This window comes from Candidatus Competibacteraceae bacterium (assembly GCA_016699715.1).
GTDB lineage: Bacteria > Pseudomonadota > Gammaproteobacteria > Competibacterales > Competibacteraceae > Competibacter.
In genome coordinates this window covers 3,383,844-3,407,649 of the sequence record CP065007.1, presented here as the reverse complement: position 1 = coordinate 3,407,649, position 23,806 = coordinate 3,383,844, and the positions used below count along the sequence as shown (strand labels likewise).

Here is a 23,806-nt window from a genome sequence, read left to right as displayed (position 1 = left end):
CGTCGAGGTAACACTTGAAAACCTTCGCCGGTTTTTTTCTTCTCAACGACTTCGAGTACACACATTGTACAGGACAAAATGTAACTTCTCAATAACTCACGGCACGGCCTCTGCCGCCGCCGCCCGTTCTCGAACGATCTCTGGCAAAGGGGGGATCGCACCAACCTGCCCGATCCGGTCGTTCAGGTAGTCCCAGAACGAGATCCCGAGTTTCCGGCAGGTCTTTTTCAAGCTGGCAAAGGTGTCGCGGCAGCGTCGCCCCAAGTCACTGCGCGTTCCGCCGCTGACCTTGCGCCATTTCACAAACCCCCGGATGTCGTTCTCGCTGCCATTGGTATGCAGCGGGACGTCGGGGCGCAAGAGCACCAGGAGCAACTCGGACTGATGGGTATACAGACGCTTGAGCGTGTTATTGAGGGTCGCAAAGGAGGTCTTCTGAGTGAAGAGGGCCTCGAAGCGCGCGCGCAGGGCGTCCATCGCCGCTGGATCGGGGTCGCGCTGGTACGCCTTGAGGTCGGCGTAGAGCGTCCAGAGTTCGTCGCGCACCCGTTCCTGGTCCTGGCGATGGTTCTCATCGAGCGGGATGAGTTTGTGAATCAGGCGTTCAGCATGCACCCAACACAAGGCATGCAGCAGAATGGCGAACTGCCCGGCACCGTCGCTCACGATCACCAAGTCGTGCGAGAGTCCTTTCGCGAACAGCCCGCCCACCAGGGCCCCTTCGGTGGCGATGCGGCGATGCCGTTCGGTGACCAGGCCCCAGTCGTCGAGCTGTTGCTCCCAGGCTGCGGTGGTGACCCCCTCCACCGTGGGATGCGCCATCAGGTTTTGGCAGAGCGCCTGGGGTAACCCCTGCTCGCGCCAATACGCCAACGCCTCGTCATTGAGCCGATAGACCGGTGTGCCCGCTTGTAGAAGTTGCAGAAAATTGATCCGGCTCTTGCTCTCGGTGCTGGAGAACCAGGCAAAGAAATCATTGCCAATCTGCGTGACGTAGCCGTTGCGGCCTTGATGGCGAGCCCCCGAATCATCGACCGAGATAAAGGAACTCACCGCTAGACCCACCGCAAGCAGCCGATCCTTTTCGGCAAAGAACGGCTCGTTGTGCCCGCTCAGCAGGGCATCGATCTGCCCCGCGGAGAGGTCGATGCCCCATTCCAGCAGTTGTTCGCGCAACAGCGGCTGGGTGACATGACACTGATGGTGCTGATAGAGCACGTAGGCACGTAACCCCGGACCAAAATGCCCGTCTTGCAGCGCCGGCGGCAGCTCGCCGTATAGATACTCGCCGTCGGGGGTCCGCCAAACTTCCAGCCGATAGCGGGTATTGTGCGGCTCGATCTTCAGATCCTGCACCACAAAATCCCGATACCCTTTAAAGCGGGCGCCCGCCGGCACGTCGCGGGGCGGAATCGGACACTCCTCGTGGATGATCAAGTCCTGGGTCTTGTGCCGCTTCGCCGAACCCGGCCGTTTGCCCTTCGATTCCCCGTCACCGTCACCGTCACCGTCACCGTCACGGCCGTCCGTCACGTTGGGATCGGTTTGCTTCTCCATCCCGCTCGGCTTGAACGTCGGCTTCGGCTTCTCGCCCTTGAGCACCGCAATCTCATCGCGCAACTGCTGAATCGTCTCTGCTTGACGATGGATGGTCTCGGCCATCGCTTCGATCAATGCCAACAACTGCTCGACCAGCGGGGTCCGTTCCGCGTCGGGGAGGTCGGGGAGTTGGATCGGGGGAGTCGGCATGCCGGGGGGTGATTCCAGGGTGAGGATGGGAGACTCGATGGGGTACTCTAACTGAATATCGTCAGCCAAGGCCGCCATGACTTATTGAGAAGTTACGACAAAATCATCTAACCAAATGAATTTACGTTAAAATTCTGCCGGGTGGCGTATTGGTTAGAGGTAGAAAACAGCGATTTTGAGGGCTCGATCCCAACCGTTTAAAGAGCGACTCCAGTGCCTGATGAAAAGCGTATTGCCGGGCGGATTCTTGGTGATGAAATAAACAACTTCTCAAATAATCTAATCCATAGCGAAAAAGACTTTGGGTGGGACGGCCATGTTTTTTGATCTTGATCGGTTTAATTTCATGGCGCCATTCACCAATAATATGCGCCCAACTAAATGCAATAGCGAGAAAAGCCATCCACTTTTCAAGTCGCTGGGGGTCAGTTATATGGGTGGATTCCAGATCGAATCCCCGAGTTTTTAAGCAAATGAAAAGCGTTTCGATCGGCCAGCGTTCCTTATAATTTTCCAACGCGGTTTCCGGTTGTTCTTGCGTTGCGAGAATAACGAATTCACCGTTGGCCATTTTCAGACCAATCACATAAAGAGAGTGCCCCCACACGGTTCGTTGGCCCGATAAAACCAGAGCGCTGCCACGGGGTAGGCCTCGAAAAAGATTTTCGGCGGAGACGGGGACCCCTCGGGAGTTAGAGATTTGCGTATTCTTTTTGATGCGTATTACGAATTTAATTTGATTTTCAATAAGATAACCAAACCATTGAATCCCAATAAACTCGCGATCCGCAAACAAGCAGGCGATCATTTGCGGGCCGAAAATCGTAAGGAATCGATTCATTAATGCTATTCTTTCTTGGGTATTTGAGTTGCCTTTTTTATCTAAAGCAACCCATAGTATAGGAAAAGCAGATCCGCGATAGACGACTCCTAAAACAAGGTAATTGATATTGACATCACCATATTTCCAATTGGTTCTATCGAGTGTCAATTTGAACTGAAGCACAGGAATGAGACTGGCAATGAACCGGGCGACTTGATTCAGATCTAGAGAAAATTGACAAAAAAGTCGTTGAAGGCGTTTGTAATGAGAGGCCGGTTGCGCACGCCCAGGAAAGGTGACAGCAATCTTTGCGAGATTGACCGTTCCCATCTGGATGATTCCGATAATTAAATAGACGATGCAAGAGATACGCGCTCGGTTCCAGTGAAAATGATGATGAAGCATTTCTGCAAAGTGCCGGGTATTAAAAAAGGGGAATTCACGGAATTAACCTCGCCTGTTTTAGAATTAATGTTATCAATCAATTAGTTATGATAACAGCAACCTCGCGATCCTACTACCCTCAAAATAGCTGTTATTTTTTATCTTAATTTTCAGCAAGTTATTTTTGTCCTGTACAATGTGGAATACACGAAGGCCGGCGATGGCGCGCGGCTGTCGATGCTGGTGCTGCACGACGATGCGACGCGCGAGTACGCCTACGGGCCGGCCCAGGGGCTACCCGACACCAAGGTCGGCGCCTTCACCCAGAAACTGTATGACGAGGCAAAGAAGCAGGGCTGGACGGTGATCAGCATGAAGAATGACTGGAGGAAGATCTTTGTGTTCGAGGAGTAGCGCCGGAGAGGAGGACTAAACGGGCAAGATTTTCATTGCATCCGCTGGCCCTGAGCCTGTCGAGTGGCCATTCATCGCTGAAAAACAGGGTTCGACAGACTCACTGGGCGACCGCGACTCGCACCTGCCGACCGTGCATGGCTTCGACGAATTCCTCGGCAACCTCTACCACCTGAACGCCCAGGAAGAGCCGGAGACCTACTATTATCCGAAGGACCCTGAGTTCAAGAAGAACTACGGTCCGCGTGGCGTGCTCCATACCTGGTCGGACGGCAAGGATGGACAGAGGATCGAGGATACCGGCCCGCTCACCCGTGAGCGGATGCAGACCGTGGACAACGAGATCTACGCCGCCGCGAACACGTTCATGAGCACCCAGGTGAAAGAGAAGAAGCCGTTCTTCGTCTGGTTCAACACCACACGGATGCACGTCTGGACCCATCTCAAGCCCTCGGCGCAGAGGCGGACCGGCATCGGCCTTTACCCCGACGGCATGGTGGAACACGACGACATGGTGGGCGCGCTGCTCAAACGGCTCGACGAACTCGGCATCGCCGACGACACCATCGTGGTGTACGGCACCGACAACGGGGCGGAGGAAGTGACCTGGCCGGACGGCGGCACGATGCCGTTCCGCGGCGAGAAAGGCACCACTTGGGAGGGCGGCTTCCGCGTGCCGATGCTTGTCCGCTGGCCGGGCGTGATCAAGTCGGGCACGATCGTCAACGACATCTTCTCTCAAGAGGACTGGCTGCCGACGCTGCTGGCGGCGGCGGGCGAGCCGAACATCGTCGAGAAGCTGAAGCAGGGCTATGAGGCCGATGGCAAGACCTGGAAAGTCCATCTTGACGGGTACAACTTCCTACCGTTCTTCAAGGGCGAGGTCAAGAAAGGCCCGCGCGAGGAAATCTTCTACTTCGGTCAGGGTGGCGACCTCAACGCCGTGCGCTGGAACGACTGGAAGGTCTCCTTCGCCGTCGAGGACGGCAACATCGCCACCGCCGTCCGCAACGTGACCGGCTGGCCGGTCATCACCAACCTCCGGGCCGATCCCTACGAGTGGGCATCGAGCCAATCGGGGATGTACATCCGCTGGTATGCGGACAACATCTGGCTCTTCATCCCGGTGCAGCAGCAACTCAAGGCATTTCTCGGCACCCTGTCGGAATACCCCTTCCAGCAGGGCAGTAGTCTGAACGCCGCTGGCATCAACTATAATTCCATCCAGGCGATGCAGGCCATGAAACGCCTGAAGGAATTGGAGAGTCTCCCGGCACCCAACAACTGATCTGAAGTTTGCAGGCCGGGTGTGCGAAGCGTAACCCGGTCATCGGTGCTGGGCTCGACCCAAAAGTTCATCGCCCAGCGCTATCACACGACCGCATCGAATCTGCACCACTGGCTCAAGAAGCATGGACTGAAGGCGGCCAAAACCGGCGCACGGGTGTAAGAATCGACGAGAAGCGATGGGATGAACGGATCAGAGCGGGATACCGGCGGCACTGCAGACAAGTACGACGAGATCGTCGCTCACGGATCTATTCTGCCAGCGGCATTTGACCGAAGCGTACCGGCTTGGCCTTGTACTTGATCATCGCCTGGCGGATTCAGTACCTGACCGTGCTGGGGCGGACCACCCCCGAGCTGCTCTGTGACGCCGTGCTGGACCCGGCCGAATGGCAGGCCGTTGACGTCGCCATCCACCGCCGGCCCCCGCCGGCGATCCCGCCGCCGCTGCCCGCCATGCTCGGCTGGATCGCCCGCCTGGGCGGCTATTTGGGGCGCAAGTGCGACGGTCCCCCCGGCCCCCAGGCCCTGTGGATCGGCTTGCAGCGCGCCCGCGACCTCGCTTGGGGGATGCACTTGGCTTCTGATCTCCATGCCCACTCAATCAGTTAGACGATGTGTGTAATGGACAGGTCTTGAACGCGGCGCAGGATGGAGATGAGGCTGCTCAAGACGTGGTGAACTTTGCCAACGCCTTGAGAGTTGTCAATATCGCGACCAAGGTCTTCGCGGTCGTGAGCATTCTGAGTGTGCTCGTGGACTTCTTTTTAGCCGTCTTCCACAAAATGACCTACACGTTCTCCATGTGGAACGAGACGGATGTCGATCTGGAGTGGTCCTTGACCTACACCGCGGATGATACGAGCTGGCTCAACAGTGATGGCAAGTCTGGTGGCAACTGGTATCCCTTCCCGAAAATGAACAATGTTGAGAGTGGTCTGATTCCGCTCGGAGGCGGCCTTGATTACGACAAGGTGGCGGCCGTAAACCTCTCGCTGGCGAACGGTAGCAAGTCGGCGGCTATATCGGCCGTGGGTATTCATGTCTGCATCGCGATACGCCAAAAAGGGGCCACCGAGAATGTGATGGTCGTGTTGATCGATGCACCATTGATCGGCGACAACAAGATGCTTTTAGATCAGGGAAAGGGTGATGAGTCCTATTATAACGACAACATCGACAGAGCGACGGAGAGCTTAAGTACAAGCTTCAAGTTCCAAGTGGCGGGTAAGACGCTTGAAGCGAAGTTATCGACGGACCAAAATTCCGGCGAGACCCATTATGGAGGGATTGGCGGATACAACTACAACGCGCTTTTGTATATCAAGAACGCCGGTAGTTGATCGAGAACTCTGTCGGATTTTCCTGATCGAAACCAGTAACAGGGGCAACACGCGAAAATGCCTGAGGGATGGTGTTCCTGATTGGATATACTGATACGCGACATGCTGAATAATATAATTAATTAACTTTATATCCACGTCTGAGGCACTACCGAGAAACCGTCAACCCGAGATGTTATTAACAGGCTCCCGCCTTCGGGCGGGGGTTGACTTAGCCGGTTACTCAACCGAAGTCCGAGAAGCCATCAAGGCGTTTTGGTACTGGGATACAAACCCGCGCCTTTCCGCTATTCACCGTACTGGTGACGACACGAATGCCAGCCGCCGGGTTGAAGCGACCGGAATCCGACTGAGCCCTGTTTTCTCGGATCACCCCCGGCTCAGTGCACGCTCAGATACTGCAACATCTGCCGGGGCGTGAGCTTGATGCTCGATGGCCCACTGCGGATATGAAACTCCTCGTTGCCACCGCCGACGATCAGAAACGCCGGTTCCCTGGCCTTTTCGCAGACCACCGCCACCAGTGTCTTGCCGGCGACAGGGCGGATTTCGGCGTGCAGATACTTGCTGAACTCGGCCCCGATGTGCTGATTGATCAGGTTCTTGAAGTGCAGCAGGCACTTGTCGTCATTCTCGAACTGGTCCGCCGCGATGCCGACCACCTCACCCTCGTCGTTGACGCCGATCAACAGCACGCCACCATCGGTGTTGAGAAAGCCCACCACGCTCTTGAGCCAGGCCAGTTCGATTTCCTTGCCCACCTTGCCGGTCTTGAGGTTGGTGCGCAGTGTGGATTTGAACTCCAGATTCGGGCTCTCGCCGTAACGGATCAAGGCCAGTACCTTTTCCTCGAATTCATCCGGATGGTCGGTCAGGGAGGGCAGCGCCTTGAATTGGCGGCCGTAGTGGCGGGTGAGCAGCAGGGTCATGAGCAAACCGGCGGCGAGCGCCAGCGCTCCCACCGTGAGCACCAGTGTCCAGCCACTTTGCAGGGCGCCGAGAAAATCCAGCTCGGGCACCGCGATACCTAGCCACAGCCCCTTGTCCGGATCGCCCAGCGGTTGCAACCAGGCCCACCAGTCGCCGTTGCTGCTCGGATAGGTCAGCGGTTGCCGCGCCGGGCGGCCGGCCGCCAGCCAAGCCTTCGCCGCGGCGAACACTGGTCCGGCATCCAACTGCTCGGGCGATAGGCTGACCGGGAAGGTGGAACTCGTACTCTCATCCATGGCCGGCGGCAACAGCACGGCGCCATTGGCTTCGGTGATGAACGCCGCGCCGCTTGAACTCACTTTCAATGCCGCCAACGCGCCGAGTACGTTACCCAGCGGCAGGTCCAACCCCAGCACGTAATTGCGGCCGGGTTCCTTCGGCTGTTGGAAGCGCACGGCCCCGGTGATGCCGGGCGCATGCTCGGTGAAAAACAGATAGGGACGGGTCCAGAAGACGCTATTGGCATCCGTCATCGCCAGCGCGCCCTTGAACCAGGGTCGGGCGCGCGGATCGTAGTCTTCCTGTCCCCGGCGTTCCTCGATTTGCACACCGGGACCGCTCCAGCGGTGCCAGACCGCGTTTCCCTGTGCGTCCACACTGCGGGAGAGCCACGCCTTGTCCTTCCGGGCCAGATAGAAAGACCGCCCGTCCGAATCGGCCAGCACCAGAGCGGATATCCGGGGCAGGTTTTCCAGGACCGGGATGAAGCGGTTGACCAGAGCCGGCGCGTCGTCCAGATCAAGAGCGCCCGCCGTACCCCAGCCCTGGGCCATGCGCAGGCTGTTTTCCGGGATTTGCAGAAAGCCGCTCAGATCGTTGCTGGTTTTCTGGGCCAGTGCCTGCAATTGTTCCTGGGCCAACTTGTCGCGTAGCGATTCACCGGCAACGAACACGGCGGCCAACAGGCTGCCGCTGGTCAGGACCAAAAGGAGCAACAAGTCGCGGAGCAGACGCTTGCGCGGACCGAGACGGGAAGATTTGCGGCGTTGGATGGAGGAGGTCCACATGGTGGTTGGCTGGTCCATTTTTGATGGAAACAAGACGGAAGGGACAACTTTCAGAATCGGTCGAACGCAACATGGAGTAAAATCACGGGAGATGCGTCGCCTTTCGTTCGATGAGCTGCTTGGCGCATGGCGATCAGACCCTTCGATCCAACGAGCTTATCCCGATGTGTATTCCCCAGCACTGCCCAAAACGCCACAGCGAGGAAGAGGATATCAAAGTCTGGCGTTGTGGCCGGTGTTGCCGGTCCAGCCTTCCTCATCCGAAACAGAGTGCTTGTCAAACCGAGCTTCCAAAACAAGGTATTGGCGAAACCGGGATCAAGATTCGGCGGCATTCCCGCCACCGGGCGGCCCAGCAACAGCCCGGCGGACGGTGTTCCAAAAACAGTTCACATTCTACTCCGGGAAGCGGGTAATCAAGGAGCCGTTGCCCAATGAGCGCGCCACTCGCTCAAGATTCTTCTCAACTTGATCGTTTGCTGAAAAAAACCTTGGAGCTGGCAACGGGCTATCTCGATTCGCTCGATAGCCGCCCACCGGCAACGGATGTTGCGCGAATCGATCCGTTAAATTTGCCGGACCATGGACTGGGCGCGGAATCGACGCTTGCGCTATTCGAGCACCGCTACGGTCAGGCGATGCCGGCCAGCAACGGTCCCCGGTTTTGGGGTTTCGTCACCGGCGGCGCCACCCCGGCCGCCCTGATGGGCGACTGGCTGAGCAGCGCTTACGATCTCAACCTGAGCAGCGCGGCAAACTCGATCGCGCCCAATATCGAACTCGAAGTCTTCCATCTGCTGCGTGAACTGTTCAGCTTACCGGTAGCCTTTGCCGGGACGTTCGTGACGGGCGCGACCATGGCCAATTTCACCGGCCTGGCGCTGGGGCGCGAATGGGTTGCGCGGCAGTTCGATCAGAGTATCGCCCAGGATGGCCTGCACGCGATTCCGCCGATTACCGTATTGAGCGGCGCCGCCCACAGCAGCATCTTCAAGGTCCTGGCCTTGCTGGGGCTCGGGCGCAATAGCCTGCGCGCCGTCGCCACCCAGCCCGATGATCGGGAAGCGGTCGATGTCGAAACCTTCCGCCTGCTGGCGCCGGTGCGCTTGAACGTGGTGTGCTTTACCCTGGCCGGCGAGGCGGATTCCGAGCGGGTACGGGATTTCCTGGCGCGAGTGCGCGATGACGGGCGCGTGTTCCTGACGCCGACCGTGTTTCGGGGAACGGCCGGGATTCGGGCGGCGTTCAGCAACTGGCGCACCCAGACGGAGGATATCGAAATCGCTTGGCGGGCGATGAACGATTGCCGGTAAATGCCACCGCAACCGCTTTCCAGAAGATAATCCGATCTGGATTGAGTGTTCTTGCCGTTCCTCGCAAAATTCGCCATTCGTCGCCATCTTGGAATACCTCTCCATGTCACGACTTTCCCTGCCAATCGTCGGCCTGCTCTTCTGCTCGATCGCGCTGGCCCAGGACGTCACGCCGGTCGAGGTCGGCGTCCGACTCGTGCGGGACGTCGCGTTACCCGATCGAGGCACCGCGCCGGCCCGCGTGATCGCCCCCAACGACAGCCGGATCGCCGCCGAGGTTACGGCCAAGGTGGCGCGGGTCCATGCCGAGGTCGGTGGCACGGTCAAGACCGGGCAACTGCTGCTGGAACTCGATGCCGCCGATTACCGGCTGGCGCTGGCCCAAGCCGACGCGCAGATCTCGGCGGCGCGGGCGCGGGTAGCGCTGGCCGAACAGCGACTCCGGCAGGCGCTATCGCTGCGCAAGAAACAGTTTGTATCCGACGATGCCGTGCTGGAACTGCAAACCGGGGTGCAAGCCGTCGAGGCCGATCTGGACGTGGCCCAGACGCAGCGAGCGGTCGCGGCGCGCAATGTCGAGAAATGCCGCATCCTGGCGCCGTTTTCCGGCGTGGTGCTGGAGCGTCAAGCTCAGGTCGGCGCGATGGCGACTCCAGGCATCATTTTGCTGCGGCTGGTGGATCTGGCATCACCCGAGATCGAGGCTCAGATCCAGGCAACCCAGGCCGACGAGCTACCGAAAGCACGCGAAATCGTGTTTGAGAATCAGGGCACATCCTACCCGGCGCGGCTGCTGCGACTGTCGCCAGTGGTCGATACCACGGCGCGCACCCGCGTTGCACGGCTGGCATTCACCGACCGAACGGCTCCAACCGGCAGCAGCGGCACCTTGCGCTGGCTTGCATCGCGTGTGTTGCTGCCGCCCGAACTGCTGGTCAAGCGCGACCAAACCCTGGGCGCGTTCATGGTGGAAAACGGCCGAGCCCGTTTCCTGCCGACACCCGCCGCCCAGGAAGGCCGACCCTTCGCCGTGGCCCTGCCGCCCGAAACGCCGGTGGTGGTGCGCGGCCAGCAAGGATTGACCGATGGCCAGCCGGTGACCGCGACCAACGGAACGCGCTGACGTGCGCTTCTTTCAGGCGCTGATCACCAACCACCCGCTGGCCAACATCGCCTTCGTGGTAGTGATCCTGATGGGCTTGCTGGCCTATACGCACATGCCACGCGAGCAGGACCCCGAAATCAACTTCAACTGGGTGAACATCTCCACCGTCCTGCCCGGCGCCTCCGCCGAGGATGTGGAAAAACGCGTCACCAACCCGCTGGAAGACTCGATCCGCAATGTCCAGGACGTGAAGTTCGTGGTCAGCTCCTCGCGCGAGGGCGTCTCCAACATCCTGGTGCGCTTCCGCGACATCCCGGCGCGGGTGTTCGACAAACGGGTCAACGATCTGCGCCGCGAAATCCAGAACAAGGCCAATGCCGAATTGCCGGTGGAGGCGCTGGACCCGGAAATCCTCGAAATCACCAGCTCCAACGGTTTTCCCACCGCCATGGTGGTGCTGAGCGGTCAGGCCGATGATGAGCCCCTGCGCTCCACCGCGCGCACGGTCAAGGAAGACCTGGAACAGATCCCCGGCGTCGATCAGGTACTGGCGCTGGGTTTTCAGGAACCGGAACTGCTGGTGGAATTCAGCCCGCCGGCGCTGGCCGCGCGCGGCTTGACCGCCACCGATCTGGCCGAGGCGCTGCGGCTGTGGTTTCGCGACGTGTTCGCCGGCAAGATCAAGATCGATGGTGGCGAGTGGCTGGTGCGGGTGAACGGCACCACCGCCGACCCGGAACTGCTAGCCGGTTTTTATCTGCAACCGCCGGGCGTGGCCGACGCCCGGGTGCCGCTGGACGCCGTGGCCAGGATACGACGCGGGCGCGACGATCCTCGGCAGCTTGCCAGCATGGCGGGCCGACCGGGGGTGATGCTGTCGGTAAGTAAGATCGGCTACACCAACACCCTGGATCTGGTGGGTAGCATCCGCGATTACATCGATCGCAAGAATGCGGTGCTGGCCGGTAGCGGCCTGAAACTGGTTCTGGCCGACGACCAGACCGTGGCAACTCGCTCGGCGCTGGGCATCATGCAGCAGAACGCCGCCATCGGTTTGCTGATGGTGCTGGGCGTGTGCTGGCTGTTCCTCGGCTCGCGCATCGCCACCATGGTGGCCCTGGGCGTGGTGTTTTCCGTCGCCGGCACCTTCGTGCTGCTGAACGCGGTCGGTTCGACGCTCAACGTCTCGGTGCTGCTGGGTATCGTCATCGTGCTCGGCATGCTGGTGGACGATGCGGTGGTGCTGGTGGAGGCCATGTATTTCCGCATGGAACGCGGAATGAAAGCCCTTGATGCCGCGCTGGATTCCATTCGCGAGGTGGGCTGGCCGGTGCTGGCGGCGGTGTCTACCACGATTGCGGCGTTCCTGCCGCTGATGTTGTTGCCGGGTATCGTCGGCAAATTCATGTTTGTGATTCCCTTCGTGGTGACGGTGGGACTCGTGGTCAGCCTGATCGAGGCGTTCTGGATGCTGCCGGCGCATGTCGTGGTGCTGGGGGATCGCGCCATCGGTCGCTCGCGCACTCAGGCGCTGCGCGAACGCTGGACGCACCGCATCCGGGTCAAGTACACCCGGCTGCTGATTCATGTGATGCGTTACTCGCTGCTTTATCTGGGATTGGCGTTTGTGCTGTTTCTCGGTGCGGCGGCCGCCGTGGGCGGTGGGCTGGTGAAATTCCAGTTCTTCGCCTTCGACCCGATCCGGCTGTATTACGTCAACGTGGACATGCCGCCGGACGCGCCCATCGAGGAAACCCTGCGCCAGACCCTGAAAGTGGAAGAGCGGGTACGCGCCGGGCTGCGTGCCGGCGAGGCGCGTTCGGTGACCTCGCTGGCCGGCATCAAATTCACCGAAATGGAACCGCTCTACGGCGACCAATACGGCCAGATCGCGGTCTCGCTCAACCCGGCCGCGCCGGGCGTGCGCGGGCTGGACGACATCATCGAAGACATGCGCGAGTCGGTGACCCAAACGCCGGGCCGGGCGGCGATTTCCTTTCTCAAGCTGTCCGGCGGCCCGCCGACCGCCAAGCCGATCAGCGTCAAGGTGCGCGCCGACGACCGCGCCGAGCTGCGCGCCGCCGCCGACGCGGTCAAGGCCATCGTGGCGAACATTCCCGGCGCCCGTGATGTAGTGGACAACGACACGCCGGGTCGCGACGAGCTAAATCTGCGGGTGGATGTGAACGCTGCTCGCAACGCCGGACTGGACCCCGGTACGGTGGCCCGGCTGGTGCGCTTGCATGTGGACGGCGAGGTGGTGGCCGACTTGCGCGACCGGGGCGAGAAGGTGGAACTGCGGGTCCGCGCGACCCCGCGCACGGTGGCGCGCGTGGGGAAGGTGTTGGACGATCCCATTGCCCTGCCCGGCGGCGGAACCACGACCCTGGGCGCGCTGCTGGTGACGGAGGAGCGCAAGAGTCTTGGCCTGATCCGGCATTGGAACCTGCGCCGCGCCATCACCGTGGAGGCCGATCTGGACAAGGAGGCGACCGATACCCTGGCGGCGAATAATCGGTTGCGCGCGGAGTGGGAAAAGATTCGGGCACGTTACCCCGCCACCAATCTCGATTTCTCCGGCGAACTGGACGATATCAACGAATCGCTGGAGGCGATGGGGCCGTTGTTTCTGCTTGGCGTGGGGCTGATCTATCTGATCCTGGCGACGCGGTTTCGCAGCTACTTTCAGCCACTGTTGATCCTGGTGACGGTGCCGCTGGCCTTTACCGGCGTGACGCTGGGCTTGTTGGTGTCGGGCAATCCGCTGTCGCTGTATACGCTGTACGGGATCATTGCCCTGACCGGCATCGCGGTAAACGCCGCCATCGTGCTGATCGATGCCGCCAACACTCGCCGCGCCGCCGGCATGTCCACTCTGCACGCCACGCTGTACGCCGTGCGCCGGCGGGTGATCGCCATCCTGATGACCACCGGCACCACGATTGCGGGGCTGTTTTCACTGGCGTTCGGGCTGGCGGGGAAATCGCTGCTGTGGGGTCCGGTGGCGGCCAGTATCGTCTGGGGTCTGGCCTTTTCCACCGTGCTGACGCTGTTTGTGATCCCGGTGCTGTACCGGTTCTTCATGCACCGGCGGCCAGCGGCTCGGCGGCGCTGGCCGTGGCGGCGCGGGTCGTAACGAACCAGGATCGCCGGGCTCGCCCCGAGACTCGGCATTCACGCCATGGGAAGTTCGTTCATGGACGCTGGCTTAGGTGAACAGCAGCAGCAGCCAGACCACGCCAGCGTTCAGCAGCGCCACGAACACCGCCGCCGAGCCGATATCCTTGGCCCGGCCCGACAGTTCGTGATGCTCCGAACCGATGCGGTCAATCGCCGCCTCGATGCCGGTGTTCAGCAGTTCGACGATCACGATCAGCAGCAGGCTGCCGATCAGCAGCACCCGCTCCACCGCGCCGTCGCCCAGCCACAACGCCAGCGGCGCGAGCACCGCGCACAGCAAACCCTCCTGCCGGAATGCTTCCTCGTTGCGCCAAGCCGCCTTCAGACCGGCCCAGGAATAGCCGGTGGCATTGACCAGCCGGCGCCATCCCCTATGGTTTTGAAAGGCCATCTCGATCAGGACTCGACCGGCCGCCAGGCCAGATCCATGTCGCGGGCGGCGCGCACCTCGTCCAGTCGCCGCACCGGCCGATGATGGGGCGCACCCTTGACCTGTTCGGGACTGTTCTCGGCTTCCTGCTGGATCTGGCGCATGGCGGCGACGAAGCCGTCCAATTCTTCCTTACATTCGGTTTCGGTCGGCTCGATCAGCAGGCATTCCGGCACCAGCAGCGGGAAATAGGTGGTCGGCGCGTGATAGCCGAGATCGAGCAGGCGCTTGGCGAAATCCATCGCCGTTATGCCGAGCGTCCTGGCCTGCCGCTTGAGGGTGATGATGAATTCGTGGCTGGCCCGCCGCTGTGGGAAAGCCGGATCGAAACCGGCTTTCGCCAGCTCCGCCAGCAGGTAGTTGGCGTTCAGGGTGGAATATTCGGCGACCCGGCCCATGCCGGCGCGGCCCAGCATCCGGGCATAGACGTAGGCGCGCAGGATGACGCCGGCGTTGCCCATGAACGCCGACAAGCGACCGATGCTCTGGGGCCGGTCCGCTTCGCTCAGCCAGCGATAGCGTTCGCCTTCCTTGCCGACGATGGGAATCGGCAGAAACGGCTCCAGCCGGGCGTTGACCGCCACCGGCCCCGCGCCGGGACCGCCGCCGCCGTGCGGGGTGGCGAAGGTCTTGTGCAGGTTCATGTGGATCACGTCGAAACCCATGTCGCCGGGGCGGGCCTTGCCGAGAATGGCGTTGAGGTTGGCGCCATCGTAATAGAGCAGGCCGCCGGCCTCGTGCACGATAGCGGCGATCTCGGTGATTTGACGTTCGAACACGCCCAGGGTCGAGGGATTGGTCAACATCAAACCGGCGGTCCGCGGCCCGACCGCCTGGCGCAGGGCAGCGAGATCGACATCGCCGTTGCCGTCGGTGGGAATCTCCCGCACGCTAAACCCGCACATGATGGCGGTGGCGGGATTGGTACCGTGAGCAGCGTCGGGCACCAGGATTTCGCGGCGGTCGCGGTCGCCGCGCGCCAGATGGTAGGCGCGGATCATCGCCACCCCGGCGAATTCGCCCTGCGCCCCGGCCATCGGCGTCAGCGACACCGCCTGCATTCCGGTTACTTCCCGCAACATCTCCTGCAACTCGTGCAGGCAGGCCAGAAAGCCCTGGCTGATGCGCTCCGGGGCCAGTGGGTGGCGAGCCAGCAAACCGGATAGCGAGGCCAGCCGATGGCAGATCCGTGGGTTGTACTTCATGGTGCAGGAGCCCAGCGGATAGAAGTGGGTATCGATGGAGAAATTCTTTTGCGATAGCCGGGTGTAGTGGCGCACCGCCTGGAGTTCCGATACTTCCGGCAACGGCGCGGCGCGGCGGCGGCGCAGGGCAGGGGGCAGGTCGGACAGGGCATCATCGGGCGCGGCGGCGGGGATGACCGCCTGCCGGCCGGGACGGGACTGGTCGAAGATCAGCATGAAGAGAGCACCGGGGCTTGAGGGATCGTCAGGATTATCCCAGCGCCGCCAGCGCCGCGTTGTAATCCGGTTCCTGGGCGATTTCCGGCACCAGTTCGGTGTGGCGCACGGTGTTGTTCCCGTCCAGCACCACCACGGCGCGGGCGGTCAAACCGGCCAGCGGCCCATCTTCCAGCAACACGCCGTAATCCTTGGCGAATTTGCGCGAACGCATCATCGACAGGGTCACCACGTTATCCAGACCCTCGTTGCCGCAAAACCGGCTCTGGGCGAAGGGCAGGTCGGCGGAAATGATCAGAACGACGGTATCGGGGTGGGCCTTGGCGTGTTCGTTGAATTTTTGGGTGGACAGCGCGCACACCGGGGTGTCCAGACTGGGTACGATGTTCAGCAGCTTTTTCTTGCCGGCGAAATCGGCCAGGGTGACATCGTTCAGATCGGCGGTCACCAGTTTGAGGTCGGGCGCGGTCGCGCCGGCGGCGGGCAGATCGCCGTTGGTGTGGATCGGGTTGCCTTTGAAGGTGATGATTGCCATGGGAAATTTCCTCCAGTTGCTGTCTTTTGGGATGGATTGTCGTTTGCCTGGCAATGGCTAATCTTTACACGATTTCCGCCAGTGCCGCCGCGTAACCTTGCAAGTCGGCTTCGTCCCGGGTTTCGGTGGTGCACACCAGCAGGGCGTTCCCCAATTCGGGGTAGTCGCCGCTCAGATCGAAACCACCGAGAATGCCGTGCGCCAGCAACCCGTCCAGCACCTCACCCGCCGGGCGCGGCAGGCGCAACACCGCTTCGTGGAACACCGGCCGCTCGAAAACCCGGCCGACCCCCGAAACTTGCGTCAGCCGCTCCATCAGCGCGCGGGTATTGGCATGACAGGCGGCGGCCACCTGCTCCAGGCCGCGCGGACCCAGCAGCGATAGATACAGCGTGGCGGCGGTGACCATCAGCCCCTGATTGGTGCAGATGTTGGAGGTGGCCTTGGAACGGCGGATATGCTGCTCGCGGGCTTGCAAGGTCAGGGTAAAGCCAGACCGACCATCCAGATCCACGGTGCGACCCACCAGCCGGCCCGGCATCTGCCGCACCCATTCCCGCCGGCAGCACAGAAAACCGAAGTAGGGACCACCGGACGATAGTGGCGAGCCCAGCGGCTGACCGTCGCCGCAGGCGATGTCGGCGCCAGCCTCGCCCCACTCGCCGGGCGGTTTGAGAATCGCCAGCGCGGTGGGATTGACCACCGCCACCGCCAGCGCGTTGTGCTGGTGCGCCCAGTCGGTCAAGGCGTCCACATCCTCCAGCACCCCGAAAAAGTTGGGTTGCGGGATGACCAGCGCCGCGAAATCCTGCCCAGCGTAGGGCGCGAGCGCCTCGACTGGAGTATGGCCGCCGCTCGGATCGTAGGGCAGTTCCACCAGTTCGATGCCCTGATTGTGCACGATGGCATGGGCGGTCCGTCGGTACAACGGATGCAGGGTCCGGGGGACCAGAACCCGTTTGGACTTGGATTTGCGGTTGGCGCGCACCGCCATCAGCAGCGCCTCGGCCAGCGCTGAACCACCGTCGTACAGCGAGGCGTTGGACACGGCCAGGCCGGTCAATCCCGCCATCATGCTCTGATACTCGTACAGCACCTGCAAGGTGCCCTGGCTGGCTTCCGGCTGGTAGGGCGTGTAGGCGCTATAGAACTCGCCGCGACCAACGATTTCCCACACCGCCGCCGGGATGTGATGCTCGTAGGCGCCGGCGCCCAGGAAGCACAGCGGATGGGGATAATCCGCCGCCCGTGCTTCCATCAGTTTCGTGACCTGCAACTCGTTCAGCGCCTTCGGCAGGGCCGGTAGCTCGCCGACTCGCAGCGCGGGCGGTATTTCCTCGAACAGCGTATCCAGATCGGGCGCGCCGATGGCGGCCAGCATCGCCCGGACATCGTCCGCGGTATGGGGGATAAACGGCATGACGATCTTACCCTGCCTTACTCGACCAGTCTGGGATTGGCCAGCGAACTGGCGTCTTCATCCTCGTCATCGGCGATGGCGATGGCTTCATAGGCGACCGCGTCCAACAGCCCATCCAGCACGGCGGCGGTTTTGAGCCGGAAAATCCAGCCATCGCCGTAGGGATCTTCATTGATCAGTTCGGGGGTGTCGGCCAGCGCTTCGTTGACTTCGACAATCACGCCTTCCAGCGGGCTATAAACATCGGAGGCGGCCTTGACCGATTCGACCACCGCGCAGCTTTCGGCGGCCGCCACGGCGCGACCCACTTCCGGGATTTCCACGAACACCAGATCGCCCAGCAGGTGCTGGGCATGGTCGGTGATGCCCACGGTAACGGTGCCGTCGTCGTTGGCGCGCACCCATTCGTGGGATTCGGTGTAACGCAGGTCGGTGGGGATATTGCTGCTCATGGGTTCGATTCCTCAACAACAATGGTTCGAAGGTGGGGTTATCCGATCAGGGCGCGGCCATGGCGGACGAACGGCGGCTGGACCACTCGCGCCGACAGGCGTTTGCCGCGGATTGCCACCTGGCAGCACGCGCCGGCGCCGGCTTCGACCCGTGCCAGGGCAATGGCGCGGCTCAGGGTGGGGGAAAAGGTGCCGCTGGTGATCTGACCGATCTCGCGTTCGCCGTCGAAGACATGCTGGTGGCCGCGCAGCACGCCGCGCTCCTCCAGCACCAGACCGACGAAGCTTTGCGGCGCGCCAGCCGCCCGTTGCCGTTCCAGCGCGGCACGGCCGATGAAGTCGCGCTCGGCCGGTTCCCAGGCCACGGTCCAGCCCAGTCCGGATACCAGCGGGGTGGTGCTTTCATCCATGTCGCTGCCGTATAGATTCATGCCGGCTTCCAGGCGCAGGGTGTCGCGGGCACCCAGCCCGCAGGGCGCGATGCCGGCGGCGACGATCCGGTCCCAGAGTTCCGGCACGGTGGTGGCGAGCGGCAGGATTTCCACGCCATCCTCGCCGGTGTAACCGGTACGGGCGATAAACAAGGCGTCGGTTTCCAGAGCATGAAACGGCTTGAGCGCGCGCGCGGCGGCCACGGCATCCACGCCCAGGACGCTTTCCAGCCGGGCTAGCGCTTCGGGGCCCTGCACCGCCAGCATCGCCAGATCGTCGCGCTCGCGCCAGGCAGCGCCGAAGCGTTCGGCGAGCGGCGCGATCCAGGCCAAATCCTTGTCGCGGGTGGCGGCGTTCAGGACCAGCCGGTAGCCGGCCTCGCCCCGGTCGTAGACGATCAAGTCGTCGATCACCCCACCGGCTTCGTTCAGCATGCAGGTGTACAGCGCCTTGCCGGGATACAGGCGGGCGACGTCGTTGGCCAGCAGGTGACGAAGCAGGGCGCGGGTCGGAGTGGGGTCGGCGAAATCGACCACCGTCATGTGCGACACGTCGAACACGCCGGCGACGCGGCGCACCCGATGATGTTCGTCGAGCTGCGAGCCGTAATGCAGTGGCAGGTCCCAGCCGCCAAAGTCCACTAGCTTCGCCCCCAGGGCGGCGTGGTGGGCATACAGGGGAGTACGTTTGGCCATGCGGAGAATCCCGGTGGGATTGGATGCGTCATGGTAGCCTGAAATCGTTCGGGCGGGGTATAGCGGAAACGATGAATCGTTCGATTGCATGGAGTTGGAATCGCGCCAAGCCGGTGCCAGCACGACCTGAAGCAGGCGACCATCCGATTAACGCATCAATGGCCGTTATGTTCCGGTCGATATGTTAACTAATTGTTTTAGCAACGAGGTTGATCGAAAAATCGGACCGGCGGAGACAGGAAAAACGGGGAGCAAGATCTGGCGGGATGGTTGGAGCAACGCAGCGCTTCGATACACTCTGGCGCAAGAGAAAGGTATTGGGGGTACGAGAGATAGTAATTGGCGCGCCCGGCGAGACTTGAACTCACGACCTTCGGCTTCGGAGGCCGACACTCTATCCAACTGAGCTACGGGCGCGTGGGGGATTGAGAACCGCCAAGATACCCCGATTGCGCACTCTCGTCTAGTGCTGGCGACGGTTTGGGTACTCGACCGACGTTCCAAGGGACTGGCTGCCCCGCTCTCTCCATCAGCCAACGATAACGTACCGGTTTCCAGGCAATTCCAAATAACATTATAATCGACATGCTTGGCCGTGCCCGAATCACAAGATAACAAACAAGCCCAAACCAAAACCTTCCCACCAACGGTGCTCCCGCGAAGACTCACACCTGGCAAACGGGTGACCGGTCGAATCGAGTCTGCCGCAACGCAGCCGGGGATGTGCAGGTTGACCATGCGTTCAATGAGGTGAGAGTGTGAACCCGCAAGTTGATAAATCCGTTATCACCACGACCGTCACCCTAGTTGCGGCATTAGTGCTGCTGGCAGCCGTGTTGTTCATGGCCGCCGCCCTTGTCGGCGTGGTCGACAACGTCGCCCCCGATGATGGCTCGCGAAAGCGATCCGCCGTACTCGAACGCATCAAGCCGGTCGCGCGGGTTTCCTTCGAACAACCCAAGCCGGTGGTTGCGGTGCAATTGTCCGCCAAGCAGGTCTACGACAAGGTCTGCGCGGCTTGCCATGCCACCGGTACGCTGGGCGCGCCCAAGACCGGCGACAAAGCGCAGTGGGAACCCCGCTTTGCTCAGGGGATGGATACTCTGGTGACTCACGCCGAGAGCGGCATCCGCGCCATGCCCGCCAAGGGTGGCGATCCGTCGCTGACCGAGGCCAATATTAAAGACGCCATCGTTTACATGCTGGAAGAGACGGGAATCAAGGTAGAAGCTGCTCCCGCCGCGCCCGCCGCCGAAGCCGCGCCCACCACCGAAGCCGCGCCCGCCGCCGAAGCCGCGCCCGCCGCGCCCGCCGCCGAAGCCGCGCCCGCCGCCGAAGCCGCGCCCGCCACCGAAGCCGCGCCCGCCGCCGAAGCCGCACCCGCCGCGCCCACCGCCGAAGCCGCTCCCGCCACCGAAGCCGCGACTGTTGAAGCTCCTTCGACAACCCCCGCTTCAGCATCTACTACTAAAACGGGCCCGGCGGCGCCCGAAGCCAAGTAATCCATCACGCTTCGGCATCGTTCCGATGCGAGGGCCATCCTGCTGGGATGGCCCTTAATTTTTTAGGCGAACCCGCCATGCCTCCCAACATCCGCTATACCGAAGCTCCTCACCGCGAGCGCCACGACTGGGACAATCTCCGTGCCCTGCTGCCGTATCTCTGGGAGTATCGTGATCGGGTGTTGATGGCGCTCGGTTGTCTGATCTTGGCCAAGGTGGCCAACATCGGCGTGCCGCTGGTGCTCAAACAGATCGTGGACAGTATCGACGGCAGCCGCCAAGTCATGATGGTGTTGCCGGTGACTCTTCTGCTGGCTTACGGCGCGCTGAAACTGGGCAACGCCCTGTTTAGCGAACTACGCGACGTGCTGTTCGCCCGGGTGCGTTACCGGGCCATGCGCCGGCTGACCCTGCGTACTCTGGAACACCTGCACAATCTGTCGTTGCGGTTCCATCTGGAGCGCAAGACCGGTGCGATCAGCCGCGATCTGGAACGGGGCGCGCGCAGCCTGAGCACCTTACTGAATTATCTGGCCTTCAGCATCCTGCCGGTGGTGGTGGAATTCCTGCTGGCGGCGGCGCTGCTGCTGAGTGGCTATCCACCGATTTTCACCCTGATCGTTTTTGGTAGCGTCGCCGTCTACGTCGTCTTCACCCTGGCGATCTCCAACTGGCGAATGGAGCATCGCCACCTCATGAATCGCCTGGAATCGCAAGCCGGCAACGAGGCGCTCGATAGCCTGATCAACTACGAAACGGTCAAGTATTTCGGCAACGAAAGTTGGGAATTGCGGCGTTGCGACTCGACCTTGGCGGGTTGGGAAAACAGCGCCGTGCTCAGCCAGACTTCGATGTCGGCGCTCAATTTCGGGCAGGGTGCGATCATCGCCGTCGGAGTCACCTTGATCCTGTTCGTCGCCGCCAGCCAGGTCGCCGCCGGGCAGATGACGCTGGGCGATCTGGTGCTGGTCAACGCCCTGCTACTGCAATTATTTATCCCCCTGAATTTTCTCGGCATCGTCTATCGGCAAATTAAATATGCCCTGGCCGACATGGATGATCTGGTACGCCTGTTCAAGCACATTCCGGAAATCCGCGATGCGCCCGCCGCGGCCAAACTGGCGGTGGCGCGGGGTGAACTGCGGTTCGAGCAGGTGGATTTCAGCTATCAGCCCGACCGACAGATCCTGTTCGACGTGAGCTTTACCGTGCCTCCGGGGCACAAGCTGGCGGTGGTCGGCGCGAGCGGGGCCGGTAAATCCACCTTGGCGCGGCTGCTGTTCCGCTTTTACGACGTGACCGGCGGACGCATTCTGATCGATGGCCAGGATATCCGCGACGTGACCCAGCACAGCCTCCGCGCCGCTATCGGCATCGTGCCGCAGGACACGGTGCTGTTCAACGATACGCTGTATTACAACCTGGCCTACGCCCGGCCCGACGCCAGCCGCGAGGAGATCGCCGCCGCCGCTCAGATGGCACAGTTGCACGATTTCATCGCCGCGCTGCCGGCCGGTTACGAGACCGTGGTCGGCGAGCGCGGCCTGAAGCTGTCGGGCGGCGAGAAGCAACGGGTGGCAATCGCCCGGACCATTCTCAAACGACCGCGCATTCTGATTTTCGACGAAGCAACCTCGGCGCTGGACAGCAAATCCGAGCGCGCGATCCTGCAAGCCTTGCGCGCGGTGGCCGCCGATCACACCACCCTGGTTATCGCTCACCGCTTGTCCACCATCGTCGATGCCGACCAGATTCTGGTGTTGGAGCACGGCCGGGTACGGGAGCAGGGCACGCATCGGGATCTGCTGCAACAGAACGGGCTGTACACCCAAATGTGGACCTTGCAGCAGCGGGAACAGGAAACGCAAGAAGAGGAACGGTTGCTGGGCTTGGTTTGAATTTACTCGTCGTCCCAGCCGTCCGTGCCAAAGGTCAACAGCACGCGCTCCGTTTCGCTCAGCACCACCAGGGCGCCAGCCTGTTGGCGTTGCAACCACATCAGGCGTTCGCGATGTTCGCTGTGTTGCTCGTCATCGATTTCCACCGATTCATGCAGAATCACCGTCAGTTCCGCGACCGCTTCTTCCAATTCATCCAACTCGTCCAGCAACTCCCGCCGCCGGAGCCGCAAATCGTGGAATGTCGCCATCGCCTTCTCCCGAGAAAACCATCCCCATCGTGAAACCGTTCTACGACGGTCTCGCTATTCCCAAAAAGCCGCTCACGATTCCCATGATCATGAACCCCGCCACCGCCACGTAAAACAGCCGGGGCGCCCATTCCGCCAGCGTATCCCATTGCAGTTCCAGCCGGGCATCCCACTGACGCAGTTGGTGACGGATGACCTCGTCCAGCCGGCCCGCCGCTTCGCCGCTGGCGAACAACGCCGTCGCGCCGGCATCGTCCACCACCCCATAGCGGTGCAAGGTTTCGGCGATTCCTGATCGGTCGTCGGCCAGCGCCGCCGCCGCGCCCGCGAATCGGGCGCGCAACAAGGGATCGGCGACGCTCTTGCCGGCCAATGGCAGCGCCTCCAGAACCGGCACGCCGGATTCCAGCAACAGCAGCAGGCTGAACAGTCCATCGCGTTGCTGCTGCCGGGCCAGCAACCCGCCGAGTACCGGTATGGCCAGCAGTAGCTTAGCCCATGCCGCGCCGGTTTCGCGGGCCAGTTGTTGGCGGTAGGCGAACGCCAGCAGGCGCAGACCGCCGTACAGCAACAGCGGTGGTGCAATGGCTCGCAGCAGATAGCCGCCCGCCCCGATGGCGCCTTGGAACAGCGCCGGAAAGGGCGCGACGAAGCTTGCCAGCGTCAAAATCAGGAACGGAAACACCAACCGCGACTTCAAGCGGCCAAACAACTGGGCGCGGCTGGCGTAGTGTTCGCTCAGACGGTTGAATAGGGATTCCAGCCGCCCACCTATTGCCGCTGGATGCACCAGTCGCGCTTCCCACGGCAGCAACACACCGCTGCTTTGCCCCGCTTTCGCCAGATCCACGCCCTTCGCGAGCGCGGCTGCGGTTTGCGCCAAGGCTTGCCGCGCATCGGCCGGCAAATCACGCCCGATCATGGTGAATGCTTGCGCCGGGAGAATGCCGGCGTGTTCCATCGTCGCCAGTTGCGAGAACAGTTGGGAGCGTTGGTGGGGGGTTAGCAGCATAGCGGTTGTTTCTCGCAGCTTATTTTTTTATCGAAGTTGTCCCGCAACCAGTCGGAGAGGTGCGTGCGCACCAGATTCTTTGAATTTGGTAACTACCTACTGTTCCACCCGACCTGAGTGGACTTTAAAGAGCGCCTGGATTTTCCTGGAGGGGTATCCTCGA

General features: G+C 61.7%; 19 protein-coding genes, 1 tRNA gene and 1 pseudogene. 9 read left to right on the top strand and 12 right to left on the bottom strand.

The annotated features are described in order from the left end of the window. Positions 1-96: 96 nt before the first annotated feature. Both IPM89_15385 and IPM89_15380 read right to left on the bottom strand, forming a co-directional pair. Positions 97-1,749 (bottom strand): transposase, encoded by a 1,653-nt coding sequence (locus tag IPM89_15385; protein ID QQS55968.1) that lies wholly within the window; start codon positions 1,747-1,749, stop codon positions 97-99. A 121-nt stretch (positions 1,750-1,870) separates the two neighbouring features. Next, positions 1,871-2,977 carry an IS4 family transposase gene (locus tag IPM89_15380; GenBank protein ID QQS54168.1) on the bottom strand — a complete coding sequence of 369 codons (1,107 nt, stop codon included), beginning with the start codon at positions 2,975-2,977 and terminating at the stop codon, positions 1,871-1,873. A 177-nt stretch (positions 2,978-3,154) separates the two neighbouring features. On the opposite strand from IPM89_15380, the pseudogene IPM89_15375 reads away from it, so the two are divergent. From IPM89_15375 to IPM89_15360, 4 genes and pseudogenes are all read left to right on the top strand, one after another. Then, positions 3,155-3,370 (top strand): annotated as a pseudogene (locus tag IPM89_15375) (haloacid dehalogenase-like hydrolase). A 28-nt stretch (positions 3,371-3,398) separates the two neighbouring features. After that, complete coding sequence (locus IPM89_15370; GenBank protein ID QQS55967.1) at positions 3,399-4,658, top strand: sulfatase-like hydrolase/transferase; 1,260 nt, start codon at positions 3,399-3,401, stop codon at positions 4,656-4,658. Between the two features lie 287 nt (positions 4,659-4,945). Then, the gene (locus tag IPM89_15365) at positions 4,946-5,269 is read left to right on the top strand and encodes a hypothetical protein (GenBank protein ID QQS54167.1); all 324 of its coding nucleotides are present in this window, start codon (positions 4,946-4,948) and stop codon (positions 5,267-5,269) included. A gap of 23 nt (positions 5,270-5,292) precedes the next feature. Continuing rightward, positions 5,293-6,000, top strand: a complete 708-nt coding sequence (locus IPM89_15360) for a hypothetical protein (GenBank protein QQS54166.1) — start codon at positions 5,293-5,295, stop codon at positions 5,998-6,000. Between the two features lie 380 nt (positions 6,001-6,380). Here the strand turns inward: IPM89_15360 and IPM89_15355 are convergent, their stop codons facing one another. Then, positions 6,381-7,997, bottom strand: coding sequence for a putative DNA binding domain-containing protein (locus IPM89_15355; protein QQS54165.1), 1,617 nt, complete (start codon positions 7,995-7,997; stop codon positions 6,381-6,383). Between the two features lie 434 nt (positions 7,998-8,431). On the opposite strand from IPM89_15355, the gene IPM89_15350 reads away from it, so the two are divergent. The 3 genes from IPM89_15350 (at position 8,432) to IPM89_15340 (ending at position 13,551) form a co-directional block, all read left to right on the top strand. Further along, positions 8,432-9,310: a hypothetical protein gene (locus tag IPM89_15350; GenBank protein ID QQS54164.1), complete on the top strand. Its 879-nt coding sequence runs from the start codon at positions 8,432-8,434 to the stop codon at positions 9,308-9,310. A 103-nt stretch (positions 9,311-9,413) separates the two neighbouring features. Then, positions 9,414-10,433 carry an efflux RND transporter periplasmic adaptor subunit gene (locus IPM89_15345; GenBank protein QQS54163.1) on the top strand — a complete coding sequence of 340 codons (1,020 nt, stop codon included), beginning with the start codon at positions 9,414-9,416 and terminating at the stop codon, positions 10,431-10,433. A 19-nt stretch (positions 10,434-10,452) separates the two neighbouring features. Beyond that, a complete protein-coding gene (locus IPM89_15340) occupies positions 10,453-13,551 on the top strand; it encodes an efflux RND transporter permease subunit (protein ID QQS55966.1) in 3,099 nt (1,032 codons plus the stop codon). Between the two features lie 72 nt (positions 13,552-13,623). On the opposite strand, the gene IPM89_15335 is transcribed toward IPM89_15340, so the two are convergent. The 7 genes from IPM89_15335 to IPM89_15305 form a co-directional block, all read right to left on the bottom strand. Next, positions 13,624-13,986 (bottom strand): diacylglycerol kinase, encoded by a 363-nt coding sequence (locus IPM89_15335; GenBank protein ID QQS54162.1) that lies wholly within the window; start codon positions 13,984-13,986, stop codon positions 13,624-13,626. 5 nt (positions 13,987-13,991) lie between these two features. Further along, a complete protein-coding gene (gcvPB, locus tag IPM89_15330; GenBank protein ID QQS54161.1) occupies positions 13,992-15,446 on the bottom strand; it encodes an aminomethyl-transferring glycine dehydrogenase subunit GcvPB in 1,455 nt (484 codons plus the stop codon). Between the two features lie 34 nt (positions 15,447-15,480). Beyond that, on the bottom strand, positions 15,481-15,981 hold the full coding sequence (tpx, locus tag IPM89_15325) for a thiol peroxidase (GenBank protein QQS54160.1): 501 nt from the start codon (positions 15,979-15,981) through the stop codon (positions 15,481-15,483). Positions 15,982-16,045: 64 nt separating this feature from the next. Next, positions 16,046-17,401, bottom strand: a complete 1,356-nt coding sequence (gcvPA, locus tag IPM89_15320; GenBank protein ID QQS54159.1) for an aminomethyl-transferring glycine dehydrogenase subunit GcvPA — start codon at positions 17,399-17,401, stop codon at positions 16,046-16,048. Positions 17,402-17,418: 17 nt separating this feature from the next. Further along, positions 17,419-17,853 carry a glycine cleavage system protein GcvH gene (gcvH, locus tag IPM89_15315; protein ID QQS54158.1) on the bottom strand — a complete coding sequence of 145 codons (435 nt, stop codon included), beginning with the start codon at positions 17,851-17,853 and terminating at the stop codon, positions 17,419-17,421. Between the two features lie 38 nt (positions 17,854-17,891). Continuing rightward, positions 17,892-18,980, bottom strand: a complete 1,089-nt coding sequence (gcvT, locus tag IPM89_15310) for a glycine cleavage system aminomethyltransferase GcvT (GenBank protein ID QQS54157.1) — start codon at positions 18,978-18,980, stop codon at positions 17,892-17,894. Between the two features lie 340 nt (positions 18,981-19,320). After that, positions 19,321-19,397, bottom strand: a tRNA-Arg gene (locus IPM89_15305). Positions 19,398-19,738: 341 nt separating this feature from the next. Here IPM89_15305 and IPM89_15300 point away from each other — a divergent pair. Together IPM89_15300 and IPM89_15295 are read left to right on the top strand one after the other, a co-directional pair. Further along, entirely contained in the window at positions 19,739-20,482 is a 744-nt protein-coding gene (locus IPM89_15300; protein ID QQS54156.1) for a cytochrome c5 family protein, read from the top strand. A gap of 77 nt (positions 20,483-20,559) precedes the next feature. Continuing rightward, entirely contained in the window at positions 20,560-22,380 is a 1,821-nt protein-coding gene (locus IPM89_15295; protein QQS54155.1) for an ABC transporter ATP-binding protein/permease, read from the top strand. Positions 22,381-22,382: 2 nt separating this feature from the next. On the opposite strand, the gene IPM89_15290 is transcribed toward IPM89_15295, so the two are convergent. Further along, the gene (locus IPM89_15290; GenBank protein ID QQS54154.1) at positions 22,383-22,631 is read right to left on the bottom strand and encodes a hypothetical protein; all 249 of its coding nucleotides are present in this window, start codon (positions 22,629-22,631) and stop codon (positions 22,383-22,385) included. A gap of 40 nt (positions 22,632-22,671) precedes the next feature. Next, positions 22,672-23,643 (bottom strand): type II secretion system F family protein, encoded by a 972-nt coding sequence (locus IPM89_15285; protein ID QQS54153.1) that lies wholly within the window; start codon positions 23,641-23,643, stop codon positions 22,672-22,674. Between the last annotated feature and the right edge of the window lie 163 nt (positions 23,644-23,806).

Coding starts and splice junctions, on each gene's coding strand:
- IPM89_15385 (QQS55968.1), bottom strand. CDS start 1,749: ATGCCGACTCCCCCGATCCAACTCCCCGACCTCCCCGACGCGGAACGG.
- IPM89_15380 (QQS54168.1), bottom strand. CDS start 2,977: ATGCTTCATCATCATTTTCACTGGAACCGAGCGCGTATCTCTTGCATC.
- IPM89_15355 (QQS54165.1), bottom strand. CDS start 7,997: ATGTGGACCTCCTCCATCCAACGCCGCAAATCTTCCCGTCTCGGTCCG.
- IPM89_15350 (QQS54164.1), top strand. CDS start 8,432: ATGAGCGCGCCACTCGCTCAAGATTCTTCTCAACTTGATCGTTTGCTG.
- IPM89_15345 (QQS54163.1), top strand. CDS start 9,414: ATGTCACGACTTTCCCTGCCAATCGTCGGCCTGCTCTTCTGCTCGATC.
- IPM89_15335 (QQS54162.1), bottom strand. CDS start 13,986: ATGGCCTTTCAAAACCATAGGGGATGGCGCCGGCTGGTCAATGCCACC.
- gcvPB (QQS54161.1), bottom strand. CDS start 15,446: ATGCTGATCTTCGACCAGTCCCGTCCCGGCCGGCAGGCGGTCATCCCC.
- tpx (QQS54160.1), bottom strand. CDS start 15,981: ATGGCAATCATCACCTTCAAAGGCAACCCGATCCACACCAACGGCGAT.
- gcvPA (QQS54159.1), bottom strand. CDS start 17,401: ATGCCGTTTATCCCCCATACCGCGGACGATGTCCGGGCGATGCTGGCC.
- gcvH (QQS54158.1), bottom strand. CDS start 17,853: ATGAGCAGCAATATCCCCACCGACCTGCGTTACACCGAATCCCACGAA.
- gcvT (QQS54157.1), bottom strand. CDS start 18,980: ATGGCCAAACGTACTCCCCTGTATGCCCACCACGCCGCCCTGGGGGCG.
- IPM89_15295 (QQS54155.1), top strand. CDS start 20,560: ATGCCTCCCAACATCCGCTATACCGAAGCTCCTCACCGCGAGCGCCAC.
- IPM89_15290 (QQS54154.1), bottom strand. CDS start 22,631: ATGGCGACATTCCACGATTTGCGGCTCCGGCGGCGGGAGTTGCTGGAC.
- IPM89_15285 (QQS54153.1), bottom strand. CDS start 23,643: ATGCTGCTAACCCCCCACCAACGCTCCCAACTGTTCTCGCAACTGGCG.